Annotated in this window: 17 protein-coding genes; 3 read left to right on the plus strand and 14 right to left on the minus strand. The window is 73.6% G+C overall.

Features of this window, described 5'->3' with window-relative positions; genetic code table 11:
* Positions 1–29: 29 nt before the first annotated feature.
* The 9 genes from ACIQ1J_RS34310 to rimP form a co-directional block, all read right to left on the minus strand.
* Positions 30–989 carry a bifunctional riboflavin kinase/FAD synthetase gene (locus tag ACIQ1J_RS34310; protein ID WP_403563133.1) on the minus strand — a complete coding sequence of 320 codons (960 nt, stop codon included), beginning with the start codon at positions 987–989 and terminating at the stop codon, positions 30–32.
* 127 nt (positions 990–1,116) lie between these two features.
* Positions 1,117–5,448 (minus strand): hypothetical protein, encoded by a 4,332-nt coding sequence (locus ACIQ1J_RS34315; RefSeq protein WP_403563135.1) that lies wholly within the window; start codon positions 5,446–5,448, stop codon positions 1,117–1,119.
* A 256-nt stretch (positions 5,449–5,704) separates the two neighbouring features.
* The gene (truB, locus tag ACIQ1J_RS34320; protein WP_210963917.1) at positions 5,705–6,610 is read right to left on the minus strand and encodes a tRNA pseudouridine(55) synthase TruB; all 906 of its coding nucleotides are present in this window, start codon (positions 6,608–6,610) and stop codon (positions 5,705–5,707) included.
* Complete coding sequence (rbfA, locus tag ACIQ1J_RS34325) at positions 6,607–7,086, minus strand: 30S ribosome-binding factor RbfA (protein WP_403563137.1); 480 nt, start codon at positions 7,084–7,086, stop codon at positions 6,607–6,609. Before rbfA ends, truB begins: the two co-directional genes overlap by 4 nt.
* A 51-nt stretch (positions 7,087–7,137) precedes the next feature.
* Entirely contained in the window at positions 7,138–7,431 is a 294-nt protein-coding gene (locus ACIQ1J_RS34330) for a DUF503 domain-containing protein (protein WP_210963919.1), read from the minus strand.
* A 155-nt stretch (positions 7,432–7,586) separates the two neighbouring features.
* Entirely contained in the window at positions 7,587–10,706 is a 3,120-nt protein-coding gene (infB, locus tag ACIQ1J_RS34335; protein ID WP_403563139.1) for a translation initiation factor IF-2, read from the minus strand.
* Positions 10,707–10,867: 161 nt separating this feature from the next.
* The gene (locus ACIQ1J_RS34340; protein ID WP_310870925.1) at positions 10,868–11,161 is read right to left on the minus strand and encodes a YlxR family RNase P modulator; all 294 of its coding nucleotides are present in this window, start codon (positions 11,159–11,161) and stop codon (positions 10,868–10,870) included.
* 102 nt (positions 11,162–11,263) lie between these two features.
* Positions 11,264–12,286, minus strand: a complete 1,023-nt coding sequence (gene nusA, locus ACIQ1J_RS34345) for a transcription termination factor NusA (RefSeq protein WP_121749462.1) — start codon at positions 12,284–12,286, stop codon at positions 11,264–11,266.
* Between the two features lie 2 nt (positions 12,287–12,288).
* Positions 12,289–12,816, minus strand: coding sequence for a ribosome maturation factor RimP (rimP, locus tag ACIQ1J_RS34350; protein WP_345638780.1), 528 nt, complete (start codon positions 12,814–12,816; stop codon positions 12,289–12,291).
* Positions 12,817–13,045: 229 nt separating this feature from the next.
* On the opposite strand from rimP, the gene ACIQ1J_RS34355 reads away from it, so the two are divergent.
* The 3 genes from ACIQ1J_RS34355 to ACIQ1J_RS34365 are packed head-to-tail and all read left to right on the plus strand — an operon-like array spanning position 13,046 to position 15,033.
* The gene (locus ACIQ1J_RS34355; RefSeq protein ID WP_403563142.1) at positions 13,046–13,579 is read left to right on the plus strand and encodes a hypothetical protein; all 534 of its coding nucleotides are present in this window, start codon (positions 13,046–13,048) and stop codon (positions 13,577–13,579) included.
* The gene (locus tag ACIQ1J_RS34360; RefSeq protein WP_403563144.1) at positions 13,576–14,094 is read left to right on the plus strand and encodes a DUF4439 domain-containing protein; all 519 of its coding nucleotides are present in this window, start codon (positions 13,576–13,578) and stop codon (positions 14,092–14,094) included. Before ACIQ1J_RS34355 ends, ACIQ1J_RS34360 begins: the two co-directional genes overlap by 4 nt.
* A gap of 39 nt (positions 14,095–14,133) precedes the next feature.
* Positions 14,134–15,033, plus strand: a complete 900-nt coding sequence (locus tag ACIQ1J_RS34365) for an aminoglycoside phosphotransferase family protein (protein WP_403563146.1) — start codon at positions 14,134–14,136, stop codon at positions 15,031–15,033.
* A gap of 58 nt (positions 15,034–15,091) precedes the next feature.
* On the opposite strand, the gene ACIQ1J_RS34370 is transcribed toward ACIQ1J_RS34365, so the two are convergent.
* The 5 genes from ACIQ1J_RS34370 to ACIQ1J_RS34390 all read right to left on the minus strand — a co-directional run.
* Positions 15,092–15,844, minus strand: coding sequence for a helix-turn-helix domain-containing protein (locus ACIQ1J_RS34370; RefSeq protein WP_403563148.1), 753 nt, complete (start codon positions 15,842–15,844; stop codon positions 15,092–15,094).
* Between the two features lie 118 nt (positions 15,845–15,962).
* Positions 15,963–17,666, minus strand: coding sequence for a proline--tRNA ligase (locus tag ACIQ1J_RS34375; RefSeq protein ID WP_403563150.1), 1,704 nt, complete (start codon positions 17,664–17,666; stop codon positions 15,963–15,965).
* Positions 17,667–17,739: 73 nt separating this feature from the next.
* On the minus strand, positions 17,740–18,282 hold the full coding sequence (locus ACIQ1J_RS34380) for a GNAT family N-acetyltransferase (RefSeq protein ID WP_210963927.1): 543 nt from the start codon (positions 18,280–18,282) through the stop codon (positions 17,740–17,742).
* A 97-nt stretch (positions 18,283–18,379) separates the two neighbouring features.
* Positions 18,380–19,228: a GNAT family N-acetyltransferase gene (locus ACIQ1J_RS34385; protein ID WP_403563152.1), complete on the minus strand. Its 849-nt coding sequence runs from the start codon at positions 19,226–19,228 to the stop codon at positions 18,380–18,382.
* A gap of 99 nt (positions 19,229–19,327) precedes the next feature.
* Positions 19,328–19,541: flavodoxin-dependent (E)-4-hydroxy-3-methylbut-2-enyl-diphosphate synthase (locus ACIQ1J_RS34390; protein WP_403563154.1), on the minus strand; the 214-nt coding region annotated here is incomplete at its 5' end.

The following is a 19,541-nucleotide window of genomic DNA, read 5'->3' on the forward strand; positions in this document are numbered from 1 at the left end:
TACGGCCGCCGACGGTGTCGGCGTGGTCGTCAGGGCTGCCGGGCGTCGTCCGCCGCGATGATCTCCCGGCACTTGTCGACGTCGTCGCCCATCTGGACGAGCAGCGCCTCCAGCGTCTCGAACTTCGCCTGGCCCCGTACGAAGGCCAGGAAGTCCACGGCGACGTGCAGGCCGTACAGGTCGAGGCCGACGCGGTCGATGGCGTACGCCTCCACCGTGCGCTCGGTACCCTCGAACTGCGGGTTGGTGCCGACGGAGATCGCGGCCGGCATCGCCTCGCCCTGGGCGTGCAGCCGGCCGGCGTAGACGCCGTCGGCCGGGAAGGCGGTGTGCGGGAGGGTCTCGACGTTGGCCGTGGGGAAGCCCATCTCACGGCCGCGCTGGGCGCCCCGGACGACGATTCCCTCGACGCGGTGCGGGCGGCCCAGGATCTCCGCGGCGCCGGCGACGTCGCCCTCGGCGACCAGGCGGCGGGTCAGGGTCGAGGAGAAGGGTTCGCCGCCACCCGCGTCACCGGTCACGTACAGGTCGACGACCTCGACCTCGAAGTCGTAGACCTTGCCCTGCTCGATGAGGAACTCGACGTTGCCCGCGGCTTTGTGGCCGAAGCGGAAGTTGGGGCCCTCGACGACCGCCTTGGCGCGCAGCCGGTCGACCAGGACCTTGACCACGAAGTCGGCCGCGGACAGCTTCGAGAACTCCTTGGTGAAGGGGAGGATCAGCACCGCGTCCACGCCCAGTTCCGCCATCAGTTCGGCGCGGCGGTGGTGCGGGGCGAGCAGCGGCGGGTGGCTGCCGGGGCGGACGACCTCGCTGGGGTGCGGGTCGAAGGTGACGACGACGGCGGGGACGCCCAGCTCGCGGGCGCGGCCCACCGCGTGCTTGATGATCAGCTGGTGTCCGCGGTGAACGCCGTCGTAGGAGCCGATGGTGACGACGCTGCGTCCCCAGTCCTCGGGGATGTCCTCCAAGCCACGCCAGCGCTGCACTGTGTCTGCTCCTTGGTGGTTTCCGTGGTGCCTCTTACGCAGGTCTAAGGGTGCCATGCCGTCCGGCTCCCGCCCGCATCGGCATCCGCGCTGTGACCGGGTGCACGCCCGGTGCGCCGGATCCGGCTCACGCCGGGACCCGGGCGCCCGCCAGGTTCTCGATCGTGCGGCGTGCGCTGGGGCCCACCAGCGCCGCCCAGTCCTGGGGCTCGTCGGCCAGCCAGCCGGTGACCCTGGCGGCGAACCCCGGGAGGTGACGGGCCAGGTCGACCAGGCCGCGGTCGAAGCGGGTGGCGCCGTCCGGGGTGCGGACCAGGAGGAGACCGGTGCGCTGGACGAGGGCGGGCAGGTCGTCGCCGCCGCACCGGGCGGCCGCGTGCAGCAGCGCGTCCAGGACGGCGGGGTCCTGCTCGTGCGCCAGGAGGTGTTCGCGCAACTCGCGGCGGAGCGGACCGCTGCCGGGGATGCCACTGCCGGGAGCGCCGTCGCCGGGAGCGCCGCTGCCGGGGGCACCGTCGCCGGCGAGGACACCGGCGAGCGCGGCGCGCACCGGCTCGGGACCGTCGTCGAGCAGGCCGGTGACCAGGGGGTGGAGTACGGCGCGGGCCGCGGGGTCCCGGTCGAGGCGCCGGTCGACGTACGCGGCCACGTGCCCGGCGGTCTCCGGGCGTTCCACCACCGCCTCCCCGACGAGTACGGCCACCCGGCGGGCGAGCGCGGGCGTGGTGGCGTCGGCGAGCCTGCGCAGCGCCTCCCCGGCGTCCGGCCCGCGCAGCCTGGCCCGGAAGGCGTCGAGGACGGGCTCCGGGTGGGTCGGCAGGGCGGCGGCCACCGCGCTCGGCGGGAGGTACGGGTCGCCCGCCGCGAAGTGGCTCAGGGCCCGCGGGAGGTGACGGTCCCGGCTGCCCGGGTCCTGGACGAGCAGGGCGAGCGCGCCGCCGCGCAGGGCGCTGTCGGCGGGGTCGGCGAGCAGGACCAGGGCGGCGTGGCGGAGCAGGGTGCGGTCGGCGCCGGTGCGTGCGTGCGGTGCGGTGCGCAGGCCATGGGTCACCGCCGCCGTCCGCCGGGCGGGCCGCTCGTCGCGCGCCCACCGCTCGACGGCGCGGCAGAGGGCGGACGGCTCCTCCTCGGCCAGGACGGCGAGCAGTTCGTCGGCTCGTCGGTGGGCACTCTCCACGAGTACCTCGGTGAGGCCGTCCAGGCCGCCCGGGCCGCGGTGGCGGTGCGTGTGCAGCAGCGCCTGTGCGGCCGTCGCGACGGTGGCGTGCGGGGTTGCGGGCAGCGGCCGTTCGTCGTCGAACCAGCGGACGAGGAGCGGTCGCACGGCCGTAGGGTCGGCGGCGAGCCGTCCGGCGACGGTGTCGAGGTGGCGGGGGCCCGGCTCGTGCGGGGGGCCGTCGGCGAGGACGAGGCGGCGCAGCAGGTCCAGGCGCGTGGCCTCCGGCAGTCGCACGGCCGTCCAGAAGGCGGGCCCGAACTCCCCCGGCGCGGCCCGCCCTTCGCCGCTCCGCTCCACGATGCCGTCGGCGAGCAGCCGCAGCACCTCCGTGTACGGCGTGGCGTCGGGCACGCGCGTCAGCACCTCGGCGAGCAGCCGGGCGGCCCACCAGGAGTGCGGGTCGGTGTCCAGCGCGTTCACCAGCTCTTCGAGAGTCAGCGCGAGTTGGGGGACGCCGTACTGGCGGGCGAGGAGCAGCAGGGCCTCGACGACGGGGCCGATGCGGTGGTGCGGCACGGGGAGGGTGTGGGCGTGGGGCGGGGTGCCGCGGTGGTGGACGAGGGCACGCAGGGCTTCGTCCAGGTCGAGGTGCGTGCCCTGGATCCAGTCGGCGAGTTCCTCGTGGGCGAAGCGGTAGCCGCTGCCCGCGGGTACGAGGAGGGCCTCGCCGAGTACGGCCGTTGCCCAGCCGGTGCCGCCGCCGAGCCGGGCGGGGGCCGGCCCCCACGGGAACAGCGCCTCGAACGACTCCCGGTCCAGCTCGCCCTGGCCCGGGCCGAGACTGCGCCGGGCCGCCTCGTGGACCTGTCCGGAGACCTTTGCCGCGAGTCGTCGTACGGCGGTGCCGTGCAGGCCGTTCTCCGCGGCCAGGCGGTTGGCGACGCGCAGGCACGTCAGGTCCAGGTACGCCGCGAAGACCGCGTGCCGCTCGACGCCGACGGTGGGCGGGGAGCCGGGGAGGGCGTCGTGGACCTCCGCGAGCAGGCGGAGGGTGAGGGGGTGCCGGCCGTCCGGGTCCGCGAGGACGCCCTCCGGCAGGCGGTAGCGTGCGCGGGCCTCCCGGGCCTCGTCGCCGCGCAGATCGCCGAGACGGACGCAGGGCGGGAGCCCAGCGCCGGGGGCTCCGGGCCGGGGCCCGGCGGACTCCGACCGAACCGGAGCGGCCGCTGTCCAGGAGGACGTCCTGCCGGAGGTCGTCCTGCCGGAGGACGTCCTGCCGGAGGCGCTGCCGGAGCTCGTCCCCCCGGAGGTCGGCGCCGTCTGCCTCGGCGCTGCGCCGACCGCTCCGAACGGCGGTTCCGCTTCGCGATCGGCGGACTTCGACGTGGGCGCTCTGCCTGCCGGCCCTGCCGTCGGCTCCCTCAGCGCCTCGTCGAGGGGCGTCCCGAGCGAGGGCACTGCACCGCCCGGCGCCGGCAACGACGCACCACTGGCCGGCGCGGAACACGACGTACCACTGGCCGGCGCGGAACACGGCTCTCCACCGGCCGCTCCGGACAGCGGCACACCACCGCCCGCCCCGAGGCGCCCGCCACCGCCCGCCGACCCGGGCCACGGCTCCCCGGCAGCGATCGGCCGAGGCGACGGCACGCCCGCGACCTGCCCGGACGGCCACTCCCCCGCAGCCGAGCCGGGCGGCCCCGACACTCCGGCGACCGAGCCGGACGCCGGCGCCCCCGCCACCGCCCCGTACAACAGCTCCCGCGGGAACTCCGCCCCCGCCCGCTCCCAGTACTCCGCCCGGCATGCCACCACGAGCCGCGTTCCCGTGTCCCGCAGCCACGTCACCGTGCCCTCCGTCCACTCGGGGAGGCGGTGGGCCAGGACGGGCGGCATCTCCTCGGGGCCGTCGAGCAGCAACAGGAGGGGGCGTCCGGCGGCGCGGGCGAGGTGGGCGAGGCGGTCCGGGGTGATGTCGCCGAGGCCGGCGGGGCGGGACCGGTCCGAGGCCGCGATGATGCGGGCCGCCCGGGCCAGCGTCCTGCGTGCCGCGTCCGCCAGCGACATGTCGTCGTCCCGCAGATCGGCGCCGCGCAGCCACAGTGTGGGCGCCGGTTCCGCGCCCAGGGCGCGACGGGAGGCGAGGGCCGCCAGCTCGGTCGTACGGCCGCTGCCGGGTGCGCCGACCAGGCCGAGCACACTGGCGCGGCTCGCGGCGAAGTCGGCCAACTCCCGTACCACAGCCGCGCGTTCGACCGGATCAGCGGGACAGCCGGTGCCCGGCCCGCCCCCCTCCCCGACACCCGGACCGCTCCGGGCGCCGAAGCCGGACCCTGACCCGAAGCCGGACCCTGACCCGGACCCTGACCCGAGGCCGGAGCCGGACCCTGCCCCGAAGCCGGACCCTGCCCCGGACCCGAGGCCGAACCCGGACCCGAACCCGGACCCGGACCCTGACCCGTGACCCACACCCTCGCCCACACCCCCGCGCCCACCTCCTGCTGCCGCCCCCGGCGGGCCGTCCTGCCCCACCGAGGTCGCCGTGAGTGCGAGTACACCGGCCAGATTGAGGTCGGCGCCGTAGGCCGGGACCGTCGCCGCGTTCTCGGCGAGCAGGTCGGCGAGAGGGCCGGGGACGGGAAGCAACGGCACGGCGAAGCCGACGTCGCTGTGTCCGGAACTCAGGGCGGTGCCCAGGACGCCGACGACCGCGCCGGTCGCGATGTCGAGCACCGGTCCGCCGGCCGCGCCGCCGCCCAGCCGCAGCGCGTCCCGCCCCGACGTGCCGAGCGCGAGCTCCAGGGCGTCGCCGAGGCGATGGAAGCGGTCGGTGGCCGCGTAGGTGACGTCGGTGGCGCCGAGGACCCGGGCCTCGCGCCAGCCGCCGGCGGCGATCCGGACGTACGTCCCGGCCTCGACCCTGCCGCGCGCCGCGACGGGCAGCGGCTCGGCACCGAGGCCCTCGGTGCGTACGAGGGCCAGGCCGAGGCCGGGCAGCGGGGTCACGTCGGCGGCGGCCACGACACGGCGGCGGTCCCCGGCGCCGCTCAGCACCAGTCGGGACAGACCGTCGACCGCTTCATGGCTGGTGATCAGCGTGCCGTGGTGGTCGGCGAGGAAACCGGTGCCTCGGGGGCGGCCGGCGAGGTCGTGGACACGGATCAGCGCGTCGTCTGGCGCGATCCGTGGCGCTTCGGTCGGCGGGGCCGGCGGCCCGCCGCGCGCCTCCGGGAAGCCGTCCCGGGACCGCAGTCCTGCCCTGCCGCCCGCCGCCTCCCGGGACCGGTTCCGCGACGCCATCGTCGAACCTCCCCGCCGTACACCCGTGCTGTGTGTTCGACGGTAGGCGCGTGATGATCAATGGGACAGATCCCGTGGCGAACGCGCCCCCCTCCACACCCCCGGTTCACTCCGAGCGCCTGCCCGGACGGGTGAACAGGAAGGGGGAGTTGGATAGACCCTATGTGGTGGGGGAACCGAGGGGGGACCGTGGAGCGGCGACGGTGGAAGTCCCCGTGATCGCCGCTCCACGGGCGGAGCCCGACGGCAGGCCGGCTCAGCCGAATACGGCCAGGCTCTTCGCCTTGCCCTTGTGCTCCTCCACGAGCGCGAGGAAGCCGCCCTCGGGGTCGAAGACGGCTACGGCACCGGCCCCCGCGTAGGAGTCGGGCATCTCCAGCCGTACACCGTTGGTGAGCAGCCGCGCCCGCTTGGCGTCCACGTCCCAGCGCGGGAAGGCGGCGGTGGCCGCGTCCGCGATCGGCATGACGGTGAGATCCTGCTGGAGCTGGTCCAGCGTCTTGGCCGCGTCCAGCTTGTACGGGCCGACACGGGTGCGGCGCAGGGCCGTGAGGTGGCCGCCCACGCCCAGATCGGCGCCCAGGTCGCGGGCGAGGGCGCGGATGTAGGTGCCGGAGGAGCAGACCACCGAGACCACCAGGTCCAGTACCGGGGTGCCGTCCTCGGCGACGGCGTCCCGGACGTCGTACACCGCGAAGGAGGAGACGGTGACGGGGCGGGCGGGGATCTCGAACTCCTCGCCCTCGCGCGCCCGCTTGTAGGAGCGCACGCCCTTGATCTTGATGGCGCTGACCTTGGACGGCACCTGCATGATGCGGCCGGTCAGCTTGGCGACGGCGGCGTCGACGGCGTCGCGGGTGACCTTCGAGGCGTCCTGCGACCCCGTGATCTCGCCCTCGGCGTCGTCGGTCAGTGTCGTCTGCCCGAGCCTGATCGTGCCCAGGTACTCCTTCTCGGTGAGGGCGAGGTGCCCGAGGAGCTTCGTCGCCCGCTCCACACCGAGGACCAGGACGCCCGTCGCCATCGGGTCGAGCGTGCCGGCGTGCCCGACGCGCCGGGTGCGGGCGATACCCCGCATCTTGGCGACGACGTCGTGCGAAGTGAAGCCCGACGGCTTGTCGACGATGACAAGGCCGTCGGGCGTGGGGAGCTTGTCGGTCATTTAGCGGTGTCGTCCGTCTCGTCGGCCCCGGCGGCCCCGGCCTCGTCCTCGTCCTCGTCCGGCTTGCGGTACGGGTCCGCCTCACCGGCGTACGCGGCGCCCGCGGACGCCTCGCGCACCTTCTCGTCGGACTGCCGCGCCTTGTCGAGGAGGTCCTCGATGTTCCGGGCGGTGTCCGGGAGGGCGTCCATGACGAAGGTCAGGGTCGGCGTGAACTTCACGCCCGCCGCCTTGCCGACCTCGGAGCGCAGGATGCCCTTGGCGCTCTCCAGGCCGGCGCTCGCGGCCGCGCGCTCCTCGTCGTCCCCGTACACCGTGTAGAAGACGGTCGCCTCCCGCAGGTCACCCGTGACCCGGGTGTCCGTGATGGTGACGTGCGAGCCGAGCCGCGGGTCCTTGATCCCGCGCTGCAGCTTCTGGGCCACCACCTCTCGGATGAGGTCCGCCAGCCTTTTCGCCCGCGCGTTGTCGGCCACTGGTCCGTCTCCCGTTCTCTTTCTCGTCTGCGCTTCTTCAGCGTTTTCTGGTCAGTCGTCGTCGCCGTGGAAGCGCCGTCTGACGGACAGCAGCTCCACCTCGGGGTGGCCGGCCACCAGCCGCTCGCACCGGTCGAGTACGTCGGACAGGTGCCCCGCGTCACCGGACACCAGGGCCAGGCCGACGACCGCCCGCCGGTGCAGATCCATGTGCTCCACCTCGGCCGCGCTCACCGCGTACTTCCGCTGGAGTTCGGCGACGATCGGGCGGACGACGGAGCGCTTCTCCTTCAGCGAATGTACGTCGCCGAGGAGGAGGTCGAAGGACAGCGTCCCCACATACATGTGTGCAACCGGTTCACCCGCCGGTTCGGGATCGATGGCCCCGCCATCCATGTGGCGGGGACATCAGAACCGTACAACGAACGGCCGGGGCCGATCGACGGATATTGTGCTCCGCCGACCGGCCCCGGACCGCACCGTCTCGGAAGTCGGGGCTGTTACACCCGCGGCTTCTCGCGCATCTCGTACGTCGCGATGACGTCGTCGACCTTGATGTCGTTGAAGTTTCCGAGGTTGATACCGCCCTCGAAGCCTTCGCGGATCTCGGTGACGTCGTCCTTGAAGCGACGCAGGCCCACGATGTTGAGGCTCTCCGCGATGACCTTGCCATCGCGCAGCAGGCGCGCCTTGGTGTTGCGCTTGACCTCGCCGGAGCGGATGAGCACACCCGCGATGTTGCCCAGCTTGGACGAGCGGAAGACCTCGCGGATCTCCGCCGTACCGAGCTCGACCTCTTCGTACTCCGGCTTGAGCATGCCCTTGAGGGCCGCCTCGATCTCCTCGATCGCCTGGTAGATGACCGAGTAGTACCGGACGTCCACACCCTCGCGCTCGGCCATCTGCGCGGCACGCCCTGCGGCGCGCACGTTGAAGCCGATCACGATGGCGTCGGAGCCCATCGCCAGGTCGATGTCGGACTCCGTGACCGCACCGACGCCGCGGTGCAGGACGCGGATGTCGACCTCTTCGCCGACGTCCAGCTGGAGCAGCGAGGACTCGAGGGCCTCGACGGATCCGGAAGCGTCGCCCTTGATGATCAGGTTCAGCTGCTGGATCTCGCCGGCCTTGAGCACCTTGTCCAGGTCCTCCAGCGACACGCGGCGCGTGCGCTTGGCGAACGCGGCGTTGCGCTCACGGGCGGCGCGCTTCTCGGCGATCTGACGGGCCGTACGGTCCTCGTCGACGACGATGAAGTTGTCGCCCGCACCCGGGACGTTGGTCAGGCCCAGGACCTGGACCGGAGTCGACGGGCCGGCCTCGGCGACGTTGTTGCCGTTGTCGTCGAGCATGGCGCGCACGCGGCCGTAGGCGTCGCCCACCACCATCGTGTCGCCGACCCGCAGGGTGCCTCGCTGCACGAGGACCGTCGCCACGGCACCGCGGCCGCGGTCGAGACGGGACTCGATCGAGATGCCCTGAGCGTCCTGCGTGGGGTTGGCACGCAGGTCGAGCGAGGCGTCGGCCGTGAGGACCACGGCCTCCAGCAGCGAGTCGATGTTCAGACCCTGCTTGGCGGAGATGTCGACGAACATGGTGTCGCCGCCGAACTCCTCGGCCACCAGGCCGTACTCGGTCAGCTGACCGCGCACCTTCGTCGGGTCGGCACCCTCGACGTCGATCTTGTTGACCGCGACGACGATCGGGACGTCGGCCGCCTGGGCGTGGTTGAGCGCCTCGACCGTCTGCGGCATGACGCCGTCGTTGGCCGCGACGACCAGGATCGCGATGTCGGTCGACCGCGCACCACGGGCACGCATGGCGGTGAACGCCTCGTGACCCGGGGTGTCGATGAAGGTGATCTTGCGCTCTTCTTCGTTGACCTCGGTCGCGACCTGGTAGGCACCGATGTGCTGGGTGATGCCGCCGGCCTCGCCCGCGATGACGTTCGTCTTGCGGATGGCGTCGAGCAGTCGGGTCTTACCGTGGTCGACGTGACCCATGACGGTCACGACCGGCGGACGGACGACCAGGTCCTCCTCGGAGCCCTCGTCCTCTCCGAACTCCAGGTCGAAGGACTCGAGCAGCTCGCGGTCCTCCTCCTCCGGGCTGACGATCTGAACCGTGTAGTTCATCTCGCCGGCGAGGAGTTGGAGCGTCTCGTCGGAGACGGACTGGGTCGCGGTGACCATCTCGCCGAGGTTCATCATGACCGCGACGAGCGACGCCGGGTTGGCGTTGATCTTCTCCGCGAAGTCGGTGAGCGAGGCACCGCGCGACAGGCGAATGGCTTCGCCGTTGCCGCGAGGCAGCATCACGCCGCCGACCGACGGGGCCTGCATGGCCTCGTACTCCTGGCGCCTCTGCCGCTTCGACTTGCGACCGCGACGCGCGGGACCGCCGGGGCGACCGAAGGCGCCCTGCGTGCCACCACGGCCACCCGGACCACCGGGACGACCGCCGAAGCCGGGACGGCCACCGCCGCCGCCGAAGCCGCCACCGCCACCGGGACGACCGGCGAAGCCGCCGCCGCCACCGGGACGACCGCCGCCGCCACCGCCACCGGGACGACCGGCGAAGCCGCCGCCGCCACCGGGACGACCGCCGCCGCCACCGCCACCGGGACGACCGGCACCGCCGGGACCGCGACCGCCGCCACCGGGGCCGGGACGCGGGCCGGCAGCGGGACGCTGCGGCATCATGCCGGGGTTCGGACGCGGGCCGCCGCCGGGACGGGGACCTGCGCCGCCGCCCTGCGGACGCGGCATCGAGCCCGGGCTCGGACGGTTGCCGCCCGGAGCCTGGGGACGAGGACCGCCGCCCTGGCCGCCGGAAGCCTGCGGACGGGGACCGGCACCGGGGGCACCGGGACCACCCGGGCGCGGGCCGCCCTGCGGACGGGGCGCCTGCGGGCGCGCCATGCCGGCGTTGCCGCCGGAGGTGAAGGGGTTGTTACCCGGACGCGGACCGCCGGGGCGGCCTCCGGGACGCTGCGCCGGAGCGCCGGGGCGCTGGCCACCGGGACGGCCCTGGCCGCCCTGCTGACCGCGGTCCTGACCCGGACCGGACGGACGGCTGCCGCCGGGCTTGGGAGCACCGGGACGGGCGCCACCGGGCTTCGGTCCGGCCGGAGCCGGAGTCGAGGCGGCCGGCGCGGCCGGAGCGGCCGGCGGAGCGGTGAACTCCGGGGCAGCGGGAGCCGGACGCGGCGCGGGCTTCGGGCCCGGCGTCGGACGCTGGCCCTGGGACTGGCCCTGGGACGGCGCCGGCGCGGGGGCCGACGGAGCCTCGGGCTGCTGGGCAGCCGCGGGCTTGGGGGCGGCCGGCGGCCGCGGGGCGGCCGGACGGTCCCCCACTGCCTTGGCGGAGGGGCTCCCAGCCTGCGCCGGGGACGGCGCGGCGGGCCTGGGGGCCGCCTTCTTGGGGGCCGCGGGGCGACCGGCGGACCGGCCGTTGCCACTGCCCTGCTGGAACGCGTCTGTCAGCTTGCGTACTACGGGCGCCTCGATCGTCGAAGACGCCGAACGGACGAACTCACCGAGTTCCTGGAGCTTGGCCATGACGACCTTGCTCTCGACACCGAACTCCTTGGCGAGTTCGTAGACCCGGACCTTAGCCACTTCGCTCCTCTGAGGTCCGGGTTGCGTCCGGACCGTCGCTAGTTCATGGGCGTACTCATCGCGTACTCATCGAGTGCTCATCGCAATCTCGACCTGCTTTCACTTCGCGAGGTACCAGGCCGCACGGGGTTCCGTACGGCTCGTCTTCATTGGCACGTTGCCTACAGCTGCTGTCGGCAACCCTGTGCCTGCTCGACGTAGCGGCGCAACGCCTTTACGTCGAGCGGCCCCGGGACGCGGAGCGCCCGCGGGAACGCCTTGCGGCGCACTGCCTGGTCGACACAGACCGGTGCGGGGTGCACATAGGCACCCCGGCCGGGCAGCGTACCGCGTGGATCGGGGGTGCAATCACCCTCGACCGCCACAGTGCGCAGCAGCTCGCTCTTGACCGCTCGCTCCCGACACCCCACGCAGGTGCGCTCGGGGCATGCTCGGGTACGTGTCCGGCCAGACACAGCTAAGTCTACCTCCCCGGACCGACCTCACCCCTTCGGGGCAAGTATCGAACACATACCGCACGCAAAACTGTCGTGATCTCAGCGCCGTGCGGCTTGGATCTATTCCCCGCGCCCCGCCGACGGGCGGTCGGACGACTGCTCGGACGGCTGCTCGGTGTCCGGCCGGATGTCGATCCGCCAGCCGGTCAGCCGGGCCGCGAGGCGGGCGTTCTGGCCCTCCTTGCCGATCGCCAGCGACAGCTGGTAGTCGGGCACGATCACGCGTGCGGAGCGGGCCGCCAGGTCCACGACCTCCACCTTGGAGACGCGGGCCGGGGAGAGCGCGTTCGCCACCATCTCGGCCGGGTCGTCCGACCAGTCGACGATGTCGATCTTCTCGCCGTTCAGCTCGCCCATGACGTTGCGCACCCGGCCGCCCATGGGGCCGATGCAGGCGCCCTTGGCGTTCAGGCCGGAGCGGGTGGAGCGTACGGCGATCTTGGTGCGGTGGCCGGCCTCGCGGGCGATCGCCGAGATCTCGACGGACCCGTCGGCGATCTCCGGCACCTCCAGGGCGAAGAGCTTCTTCACCAGGTTGGGGTGCGTGCGGGACAGCGTCACGGAGGGGCCGCGCACGCCCTTGGCCACCCGGACGACGTACGAACGCAGCCGCATGCCGTGCGGGTAGGTCTCGCCCGGCACCTGCTCCTGCACCGGCAGGATGGCCTCCAGCTTGCCGATGTCGACGAGCACGTTCTTCGGGTCGCGGCCCTGCTGGACCACGCCGGTGACGATGTCGCCCTCACGGCCGGCGTACTCACCGAGCGTCGCGTCGTCCTCGGCGTCGCGCAGCCGCTGCAGGATGACCTGCTTCGCGGTGCTGGCGGCGATACGGCCGAAGTCGGACGGGGTGTCGTCGAACTCCCGGGCCGCCTGGCCCTCTTCGAGGTCGTCGGGGTCCTCCTTCGCCCACACGGTCACATGCCCGGTGTCCCGGCTGAGCTCCACGCGCGCGTGTCGGCGGCTTCCCTCGGTGCGGTGGTAGGCGATGAGGAGGGCCGACTCGATCGCTTCGACCAGCAGGTCGAAGGAGATCTCCTTCTCCCGCACCAAGCCCCGCAGGGCGCTCATGTCGATGTCCACGGCTACGCCTCCTCCTCTTCCGTCGTGTTCTTGTCGTTCTTGTCGCCGCTGTCGTCCTTGCGGTTGAACTCCACCTGGACGCGGGCCTTGTCGATGTCGGCGAAGGCGAGTCTGCGGGTGGTGGCCTTGCGGCCCTTCACTCCGGGCACTTCGAGGTCGAGTCCGTCGTCGTCCACGCCGAGAATGCGTGCGACCAGTTCGCCGCCCTCGTGGAGCTGGAACCGCACCAGGCGGTCCGTGGCGCGCACATAGTGGCGGTGCTCGGTCAGGGAGCGCTCCGCGCCCGGGGTGCCGACCTCGAGGGTGTACTCGGCCTCGCCCATCGCGTCGCTCTCGTCGAGCTTCGCCGAGAGCGCGCGGCTCACATCGGCGATCCGGTCCAGGTCCGCACCGGTGTCGGAGTCGACGACGACACGCAGCACACGCTTGCGGCCGACCGAGTCCACCGCGATCTCTTCGAGGTCCAGGCCCTGGGAGGCTACGAGCGGCTCCAGCAGCTCTCGCAGCCTCTCGCTCTGGGTGGTGCTCATCCGGGTGACTCCTCGGCCGCGTGTGCTGTTGTGGGATGGGGCGCGTGTCTGGTCAAAGGGTATCCGGTCCCAGGGGGTGTTGCCGTCCACCCGGGACCGGCGGCGCCGATGACCGGTGCCCGGCCGGGGCCCGGGTACCGTGATCACGGGCAGGCCGCATCGCGGGTTTCCCGCCGCTCGCCCGTCGCTTTGCCGTCGCTTCCGTACGAGCCTGTCGAGGACGTCTGCCGTGTCGTTTTCCTCATCGCCGCGCCTGCCCTCGGGGCCGCGCAGAAGGACCCTGCTCGCCTCGGCCGCCGGGGCCGCCCTGCTCGTCGGCTGTTCCGGCGGGCCGGGCGACGGCGGCACGGAGGGCACTCCGTCGGCCGCCGACCGGGCACGCGCGCGTGCGGCCCGGGACAGCGAAGAACTGGCCGGGCGGTACGCGGCGGTGATCACCGCACATCCGGGGCTGGCGGAGCGGCTGGGGCCCCTGCACACGGAGGTGGTGCGGCACGCGGAGGCGTTCGGTGCCGTGCGTGCGGCCTCGCCGAAGGCGTCGCCCTCGGTCTCCGCGCGGGCCGCCGGGCCGCAGGACGGCTCCGCTGCCGTACCGGCGGCCGGGAAGGACGCCCTGGCCCTGCTCGCCGCCGCCGAGCGGGAGCTGGCCGACCGGCGGGCCGGGGCGCTGCTGGAGGTGCCGGGCGAGCTCGCCCGGTTGCTGGCCTCGGTGGCGGCGGCCGGATCCGCGCACGTGTATCTGCTGACGGAGGGTGACGGGTGAGCGAGGCGGAGGACCGGGAACTGGACGCCGTCCAGGCGGCGCTGGCCGCGGAGCACGCGGCCGTGTACGGCTACGGCGTCGTCGGCGGCCGGGTCGGCGAGGAACGGCGCACCGAGGCGCGGACGGCCTACGACGCGCACCGGGCGCGGCGGGACGCGCTGGCGCGCAAGGTGCGCGACCTCGGCGGCAAGCCGGTCGCCGCCTCGGCCGGGTACGCGCTGCCCTTCGAGGTGCCGGACTCGGCGGCGGCGGCGCGGCTGGCGGCAGAGCTGGAGGAGCGCGTGGCCGGTGTCTATTCGGACCTGGTGCGGGCGGCCGAGGGAGAACGCCGGGCCGCGGCGGCCGGGGCGCTGCGGGAGGCGGCGGTCCGGGCGGTGCGCTGGCGGGGCGGGAGCGTAGCCTTCCCTGGGCTCGCCGAGCGGGCCGGCGGCCCGTCGACCCCGGACGCGGCGTCGGACCAGGGCCCGGCCCCGGACCCGGCTCCTGCCTCGGCTTCGGGGACACCGACCGCGTAACACGTACGGCTGCCCGTACGGGAAGGGAACGGCTCGCGCATGGCTTTCGAACCGCCGCGGCGTCTGGTCAGGGCGCTCGGTGAGACGGCACCGGACGGTGACGACTGGTTGGAGAAGCTGCCCGAAGCGGCGGAGCGGGCCGTGACGCTGCGCGAGTTGACCGCGGAGCGGGTGCAGGTGCCCGGCGGGCGCAGCAGCCTGGTGGTCCTGGTGCGGACGGCCGGCGGAACGCCCGCGGTGCTGAAGCTGGCCCCGCGCCGGGCGCGCCCGGAGAGCGAGCGGGCCGCGCTCTCCCACTGGGGCGGACTGGGCGCCGTACAGCTGCTCGAAGCGGAGACCGCGGAGGGCGTACTGCTGCTGGAGCGGCTGCATCCCGACGTGTCGGTACGGTCGCTGCCCGAGGCGAAGGCGTTGCTGGAGGCCGCGGGGACGCTGCGGCGGCTGTGGGTCGAGCCGCCCGCCGGTCACCCCTTCGAGACCGTGGCCGAGCGGACCGGGCGGCAGGCCGAGGCCATGCGGGCGGGCGCGGTGGCCGGCCCCGAGGTGGCGCCGCTGGTCGACGCGGCGCTCGCGGCCCGCGAGGAACTGCTGGCCGCGCCACCCGGAGCGCGGCTTCTGCACGGCACGTTCCGGCAGAGCAAGGTGCTCGCCGGGGACCGGATGCCTTGGCTCGCCGTGGGCCCGGACCCGGTGGTCGGCGAGAGCGCCTTCGACCTCGCGCGGTTGGTGCGGGACCGGGTGGAGGACCTCATCGCCCAGCCTTCGGGCGCCTCGACGACCCGGCGGCGGGTCAAGCGGCTCGCGGAGTCGCTGGAGGTCGACCAGGAACGGCTGCGCGGCTGGACGCTGTTCCGCGCTGTCGAGTCGGGCGTACGGGCCCGCCGGGTGGGCCGGGAGCAGGACGCGGAACTGCTGCTGGAGTTCGCGAGCTGGCTGTAGGGCGCCGGAGGGCGGGGTGGGGAGTCGACGCGGCGCCTGAACACGCTGTCCCGGCTCCCTACCGCGTCGTCTCCGCGTCCGGCGCCACGGGCCCGGGCGTCTTGGCTTTCGTGTGGAGGACCTCGCGGGCCCGCTCGGCGGCGCGGGCGGTGCTCTCGCTGACGAAGTCGAGGAAGCGGGCGACGTTCTCCAGGCGGGTGCCGGCCGGAGTGCCGGAGCCGAGGACGCCTACGCCCTGCCGTGCGGTCTCGACGACCTGGGCGATGGAACGGGCGCTGGCCGCCGTCGACTGGTACCAGATGTCGTCGTCGACGACATAGCGCTCGCGGCGGCGTTCGTCGCGTTCCCGGCGGACGAAGGCCTGCTCGTCGAGGAACGCGATCGCTTTGGAGACGGACGCCGGGCTCACCTGGAGGCGCTGGACGAGTTCGGACGCGGTGAGGCTGCCGGAGTCGGTGAGGGTGAGACAGGCCATGACCCGGGCCATCATCTTGGGCATGCCCGAGGCCATGAGGACGGTGGCGGACACCTCCTCGTACTCACGCACGGCGTCGGCGTCGCGTCCGTGGGCCTGCGGCGGCGCCTTCGGGCCCCGGGGCGCGGGCTGCCTGCGCCGGTGGGCGCGGTGTTCGGTGGCGCGGTGGGCGAGGTCGGCACGGTAGGCGGTGGGGCCGCCGTTGCGCATCACTTCGCGCGTGATCGTCGAGGTCGGGCGGTCGAGGCGTCTGGCGATCTCCGCGTAGGCGAGGCCGTCGGCCAGTCCGAGTGCGATCCGCTGACGTTCCTGCTGAGTGAGCCTGCCTCCGGGCACCGCTGCCCGCCCCGATCGCCACCTCCCGCAACCCGTTCCGCCCGAGGGCGGCGTACGCCGGCACCGCGCCGGAGTACGCCGCCCCCTCCGCGTCATGGGCCGCCGTCGGCCCGGGGCGTCAGGCCGTGAGGCGGGCGACGGCCTCCTCGACCGTCAGTTCCTCGCGCTCACCGGTACGGCGGTCCTTCAGCTCGACCACGCCCTCGGCGGAGCGGCGTCCGGCGACCAGGATCCGGGGTACGCCGATGAGTTCGGCGTCCGTGAACTTGACGCCCGGGGAGACGCCGGCCCGGTCGTCCACCAGGACGCGGACGCCGGCGGCGGACAGCTTCTCGGAGACGTCGAGGGCCAGCTCGGTCTGCAGGGCCTTGCCGGCGGCGACGACGTGGACGTCGGCCGGGGCGACCTCCTTGGACCAGACGAGGCCCTTGTCGTCGGCGTGCTGCTCGGCGAGGGCGGCCACCGCGCGGGAGACGCCGATGCCGTAGGAGCCCATGGTGACGCGGGCCGGCTTGCCGTTCTGGCCGAGGACGTCGAGCTTCAGGGCGTCGGTGTACTTGCGGCCCAGCTGGAAGATGTGGCCGATCTCGATGGCGCGGTCCAGCTTGAGACCGGTGCCGCACTTCGGGCAGGGGTCGCCCTCCCGGACCACGACGACGTCGACGTACGCGTCGACCTCGAAGTCACGGCCCGCCACCACGTTCCGGGCGTGCGTGTGCTCCTTGTTGGCGCCCGTGATCCAGGCGGTGCCCGGCGCCACGCGCGGGTCGGCGATGTACTGGACCTTCTCGCCCAGACCCTGCGGGCCGACGTAGCCGCGGACCAGGTCGGGGCGGCCCACGAAGTCCTCGGCGGTGACCAGTTCGACGGCGGCCGGGGCGAAGTGCGCCTCGACCTTGTCCATGTCGACCTCGCGGTCGCCGGGAACGCCCACGGCGACGATCTCGCCGTCCACCTTGACGAGGAGGTTCTTCAGCGTGACGGAGGCCGGGACACCGAGCGACGCGGCGAGGGTCTCGATGGTGGGGGTGTCGGGGGTCGGGATGTCCTCGGCGGCGGGCACGTCCGCCGCGTCCACCGGCCTGAGCGCGTAGGTGATCGCCTCGGTGTTGGCGGCGAAGTCGCAGTTCGGGCAGTCCGCGAAGGTGTCCTCGCCGGCCTCGGCCGGGGCCAGGAACTCCTCGGACTTGGAGCCGCCCATCGCACCGGCGGTCGCGGCGCAGATGCGGTAGTCGAGGCCGAGGCGCTCGAAGACGCGCTGGTAGGCGGCGCGGTGCAGGGCGTAGGACTCGGCGAGGCCCTCGTCGGCGACGTCGAAGGAGTAGGAGTCCTTCATCAGGAACTCGCGGCCGCGCAGGATGCCGGCCCGGGGACGGGCCTCGTCGCGGTACTTGTTCTGGATCTGGTAGAGGATGACCGGCAGGTCCTTGTAGGAGGACGCCTGGTCCTTCACCAGCAGGGTGAAGATCTCCTCGTGGGTGGGTCCGAGGAGGTAGTCGCCACCCTTGCGGTCCTGGAGGCGGAACAGCTCGGGGCCGTACTCCTCCCAGCGGCCGGTGGCCTCGTACGGCTCGCGCGGCAGCAGGGCGGGGAGCTGGACCTCCTGGGCGCCGATGGCGTCCATCTCCTCGCGGACGATGCGCTCCACGTTGCCGAGGACCTTCTTGCCGAGCGGCAGCCAGCTCCAGAGGCCGGCGGCGGTGCGGCGCACGTAGCCGGCGCGGACCAGCAGCTTGTGGCTGAGGACCTCGGCGTCCGCCGGGTCGTCGCGCAGCGTCTTCGCCATCAACTTCGACATGCGCTGGACCGGTGCGTTGGCCATGGTTCTCGTGTCTCCTGCTGCGTAAGGGTGGTGCTAGGAGGTTAGCCGGGGGGTCCGGTGCGGTGGAAATCGGTTAACGACCGGCCGCCTGCCTGCGCAGGGGCAGCGGGGCGCCCATCACCGCGTACGGCTTGGGGGCGCTGGGGAAGAGGACCTGGCGGGCGAGGTCCTGGTAGCCGAGGGAGCGGTAGAGGCCGCGGGCGGGGCTGTCCCGGTCGATCGCGGAGAGGATCGAGCGGGGTTCGGCGGCCGCGTCGGTGATCGTGGTGATCAGGGAGCGGCCCAGACCTCGGTTCTGGTGGGCCGGGTGGACGTGGAGTTCGGTGATGACGAAGGAGTCGTCGAGCCAGGTGTCGTTGCCCTGGGCGCGGAGGTAGGGCTCGACGACGGTGGACCACCAGTGGGAGCGGTCGTTGGGCATGCCGTAGACGAAGCCGACGAGGTCGCCTCCGACGGTGGCGCCGAGGGCTCTCGCGCCGGGGTAGGTCAGGTGGCGCAGGACGATCTGTCGTCGGACGGCCACCTCGTCGGGGCCGAGTCCGAACGCGGCGGCTTGGACCGCGAGGGCCTCGTCCACGTGCGCGGCGAGGTCCAAGGGGCCGATCACGAGCTCCATGGCGGGGAGCCTACCCGGGTGCTTCGCCGGTCAGCGCCGGTGCGGTGGCACAGGCGCCGCTCACGGCGGGACCGGAGCCGGCGTTTTCCCGCAGCGTTCAGAACAGCACACTCATGAAGGCGCCGACCTCCTGGAAGCCCACCCGCTGGTACGTCCGTCGTGCCGCCGTGTTGAAGTCGTTCACGTACAGGCTCGCCACCGGGGCGACGTCCGTGAGGGCGTGGCGGAGGACCGCCGCCATGCCGGGTGCCGCGAGGCCCGTGCCCCGGTACTCGGGGGCCACCCATACGCCCTGGATCTGGCAGGTGCGGTCGGTGGCGGCGCCGATCTCGGCCTTGAAGACGACCCTGCCGGCGCTGTCGAAGCGGGCGAAGGAGCGGCCGGAAGCGACGAGTTCGGCGACCCGGGCCTGGTAGAGCAGGCCGCCGTCGCCGGCCATCGGGGAGATGCCGACCTCCTCGGTGAACATCGCCACGCAGGCCGGCATGATCCGCTCCATCTCGTCCCTGCGGACGCGGCGGACGTACGGGTCGGGGGTGATGCCGGCGGGCACGCGGCCGGTGACCATGAGGGGCTGGCGGGTGCGGACCTCGCGGGCCGGGCCCCAGCCCGGTTCGAGCAGGCGCCAGAGCTGGGCGGTCGTGTCGGCGGGGCCGACGATCGAGGAGCAGCGGCGGCCGGCCCGCCGGGCGCGGTCGGCGAAGGCGCGGACGGCGCGCGGGGTGGCGCAGATGGGGACGAGGTTGGCGCCCGCGTAGCACAGGGAGGTCAGCATGCCGTGCTCGTACCAGCCCCACATCTCGCCGCCGAGCCGCCACGGGTCGAGGCCGGCGATCTGCACCCGGGCGGTCACGAAGGCGTTCGCGACCGGCTCGCGGTCGAGGACGGCGAGCGCGGCGTCCAGGTCGCTCGGTTCGAGCACGCGGGAGGTGGTCTGCGTCAACACGTGCGGGGGCCTCACCCTGAGATCTGCTGGTCCCCGCACTGTACCTGCCACGAATATGCCGCGCCGCCCCCCAGGGCGACGCGGCAGGAGCAGGGTGGATCAGCCCGCGACGGCCACCGAGGGCTCGCCGGAGGCCACGCCGTCGGCCTCCATCTGCTCGGCGATCTTCATGGCCTCCTCGATCAGCGTCTCCACGATCTTGGACTCGGGGACGGTCTTGACGACCTCGCCCTTGACGAAGATCTGGCCCTTGCCGTTGCCGGAGGCGACGCCGAGGTCGGCCTCGCGGGCCTCGCCGGGGCCGTTGACGACG

The sequence above is a fragment of the Streptomyces sp. NPDC097107 genome, from assembly GCF_044762405.1.
In the GTDB taxonomy this organism is placed as follows: Bacteria; Actinomycetota; Actinomycetes; order Streptomycetales; family Streptomycetaceae; genus Streptomyces; species Streptomyces thinghirensis.

Bases quoted from the DNA above. Each gene is read 5' to 3' on its own strand.
- rimP (WP_345638780.1), bottom strand. From the start codon at position 12,816: ATGAGCACCACCCAGAGCGAGAGGCTGCGAGAGCTGCTGGAGCCGCTC.
- truB (WP_210963917.1), bottom strand. From the start codon at position 6,610: ATGACCGACAAGCTCCCCACGCCCGACGGCCTTGTCATCGTCGACAAG.
- ACIQ1J_RS34315 (WP_403563135.1), bottom strand. From the start codon at position 5,448: ATGGCGTCGCGGAACCGGTCCCGGGAGGCGGCGGGCGGCAGGGCAGGA.
- ACIQ1J_RS34330 (WP_210963919.1), bottom strand. From the start codon at position 7,431: ATGTATGTGGGGACGCTGTCCTTCGACCTCCTCCTCGGCGACGTACAT.
- ACIQ1J_RS34365 (WP_403563146.1), top strand. From the start codon at position 14,134: ATGGCTTTCGAACCGCCGCGGCGTCTGGTCAGGGCGCTCGGTGAGACG.
- ACIQ1J_RS34375 (WP_403563150.1), bottom strand. From the start codon at position 17,666: ATGGCCAACGCACCGGTCCAGCGCATGTCGAAGTTGATGGCGAAGACG.
- ACIQ1J_RS34380 (WP_210963927.1), bottom strand. From the start codon at position 18,282: ATGGAGCTCGTGATCGGCCCCTTGGACCTCGCCGCGCACGTGGACGAG.